Source organism: Nocardia otitidiscaviarum NBRC 14405 (genome assembly GCF_000308635.1).
Lineage (GTDB): Bacteria > Actinomycetota > Actinomycetes > Mycobacteriales > Mycobacteriaceae > Nocardia > Nocardia otitidiscaviarum.
This window is the reverse complement of the sequence record NZ_BAGD01000045.1, coordinates 1-2,971: the sequence shown is the minus strand read 5'-3', so window position 1 is coordinate 2,971 and position 2,971 is coordinate 1. Positions and strand designations below refer to the sequence as shown.

Annotated in this window: 1 protein-coding gene; it reads right to left on the bottom strand. The window is 68.0% G+C overall.

Translation table 11 applies throughout. The features are described from left to right. Window positions 1-2,525, bottom strand: a 2,525-nt coding sequence (locus ON31_RS08170; protein WP_039811111.1) for an NAD-glutamate dehydrogenase domain-containing protein, incomplete at its 3' end; no start/stop codon positions are given. Window positions 2,526-2,971 lie beyond the last annotated feature (446 nt).

Here is a 2,971-nt window from a genome sequence, read left to right as displayed (position 1 = left end):
GCCTTCACCAGGCCCAGGATCTCGGTGCGGAAATCCTCCAACCGATCCGACCAGCGCAGGCCGCCGCGCGCCACCGGACCGAAGCGCAGATGCACGCCCTCCACCCGCGGCGAGTACACGAAGATCTCGAACTGCGGTCGGGGCTTGGGCAGTTCGGCGATCTCCTGCGGCTCCACCTTGAACGACAGGTATTCGCGCGGACACCCCTCGGCATCGGTCATGTAGTAGTTGGTGCGCAGCGTGGCGCGCATGAGCCCCAGGATGGCGCGCAGAATGCGGTCGGCGTCCAGGCTCACCACATCGTCGATGCGGCGGCGCACCGCGGTCTCGAGCTCACGGGCCTGCTCGGCGTCGGCGGTATCCGGATCGAAGATGGCCGCGAAGAGGTTCACGAACAGCTGCGCCACATCCGGGTAGGCCAGCAGTACGCGAGTGATATTGGCCTGGCTGTAGGGAAAACCGGCCTGCTGCAGGTACTTCGCGTACGCGCGCAGGATGGAGACCGAGCGCCAGGGCAGGGCGGCGCGCAGCACGAGTTCGTTGAGGCCGTCGGCCTCCGCCCGCCCGTACCACAGCGCCTCGAAGGCGTCGATGAACCGCTCGCGCAGGCCGCGGACCTCGGCGTCGAGCAGGTGCATACGGTCGGCCGATTCCACCAGCTGGGCGTCCATATCCCGGTCCAGCGCGCTGCGCAGCAGCTCGGGCCGGGCCAGCAGGCCGAAGTCGTAGATCCAACGCTCCGGGCCGTGATCGAGTTCGATCTGGTACGGCCGCTCGTCGACGACCTCCACCCCGAGACTCTGCAGCACCGGCAGCACCTGGCTCAGCGAAATGCTCGCGCCGCCGATGTAGAGGCTGAAGCGCCAGAAGCCCGGCTCGGAATCGGAGCGGCGATACAGGTGCTGGTCGATCCCGCCGTCCTGAAGCCGTTGCAGGCGAACGATATCCGCCAGCGCCCGGCTCGCCCCGAAATCCTCCTTGTAGCTCTCCGGGAACGCTTCGGCGTAGGTCGCCACCACCGCCGGATCGAGTACGGCGGACGTCGCGACCTCGTCGTTGAGGTGGTCCTCCCAGGTGCGACTGGCCTCGGCGAGCAGGTGCTGAATGCGCAGCCGGTTGGGTTCGGAGGTGTCGGCGACGCGGCCCTCGTCGGGCAGGCGCACCGTGAAGTACACGCTGGCGAGTTCGCTCTCGGAAACCCGCGCCGAGTAGTCGATGGACGCGCCGCCGAGTTCGCGCACCAGGATGTCCTGCATCTCCAGGCGCACGGCGGTGGTGTAGCGGTCGCGCGGCAGGTACACCATGCAGGCGACGAATCGGCCGTAGCCGTCCAGGCGCATGAACAGTCGAACCTGGCGGCGCATACCGACATTCAGCACGGTGCTGGCGGTGCGACGCAGGGTGTCGGCGTCGGAGGAGAACAGCTCGGTGCGCGGGAAGGACTGGATGACCTCGAGCATCTCCTGACCGGAGAAGGAGTCCAGGTCGAAACCGCTCGCCTCGATGACCCGGCGCACCCGGCGCTCGATGACCGGGATGTCGAGCACGTTCTCGTGCATGGCGGTGACGGTGAAGACACCGATGAACAGGTGCTCACCGGTGACGACGCCCGATTCGTCGAATTCGGCGACACCCACGAAGTACGGGTAGACGGCCCGGTGCACGGTGGCCGGGACCAGGCCCTGGGTCAGCATGAGCAGCGGCTGGTCACCGCTGTTGTCGGGGACGCGGAAATCGGTGCCCACATTGGGGCGCAGCACGCCGAGGCTGGTGTCGGGGCGCGCCACCGACTTGGTGGTGCCGTCGACGGTGGTGCGCTCGTAGCGGGCGTAGCCGAGCACGGTGAAGTGCCCGTCGGCCAACCAGCGCAGCAGCTTCGCGCAGTCGGTCAGATCGGTGGCGGAGAACGGGGACGCGCCCGCCGCGGCGGCGGCATCGAGTTGTTCGGCCACGTGTTCCTGCGCCTCGCGCATGGCCTCTGTATCGCCGATGACGTCGCGCACGTCGGTGAGCACGTCCGGGATGGCCGATTCGATGCGCTCCAGCTGCTCCCGGCTGGTGGACGGGTGCAACTGGATGTGCATCCAGGATTCGCGCAGCCCGGTCGCGCCGTTGCCGTCCACCTCGTGCGGGACGGCGGTCTCCAGGGTGCCGTCGGCGTCGCGGGTGACCTCGAAGATGGGATGCACGACCTCGCTGACGCTGATGCCCATGCGGTTGAGCGAGGAGGTGACCGACTCGACCAGCAGCGGCATATCGTCGGTGACCAGTTGCAGGGCGGCCCCCAGGCAGGACTCGTCCTCGGGGTGGTGGACCTTCACATTGGCCAGGCCGCGACTGCGCCGGATGGCCAGTTCCACATGGCTGCGGAAGATCTGCGTCGACGTCGCCGGGATCGCGCAGTCCGCGTCCCCGGCGTCGACGTGTCGGAAGTACGCCTCCTCCAGCGACACCAAGTTGCCGCGCAGCGATGCGGGCAAACTCGCAGCCCATGCCGCGCTGGACAATTCGGACGAGACGGTCATTTTCGCCAGCTCCTCGGATTCGGTTCCGTAACAAAGTGACGCCGGTCCCGAGAGTAGCTGGGCGCGGGATGCGCCGGGCTCAATTCCTCTCAATGCCGCGCCGCGTCGTACAGACCCGACAAACAAGGCAGAGCGGCGTTCACCGCGATGCCGCCGAATCGCCAGGTGGCGTACGACAAACCTTGCATTTGAACGGCTTTCGCGCACTAGTGCGTTTGCGCTACGCACTGAGTTCGCTCTCAGATTGCCAGCGGGCATGGCTGAGTGCCGCACCTGCCCCGGCTAACGCCGGGACGCCAGCAACCTCGGTGCGTTCACACCGCAGGTGTCGCCGTGCCCGCCGCCCGAAGGCGGCGGGCCAGCGCATCGGAGGTCGTCGCCCTATCCGCGGGTCAGCTTGCGGTGGGTGACGCGGTGCGGACGGGCCGCCTCCGGGCCGAGGCGCT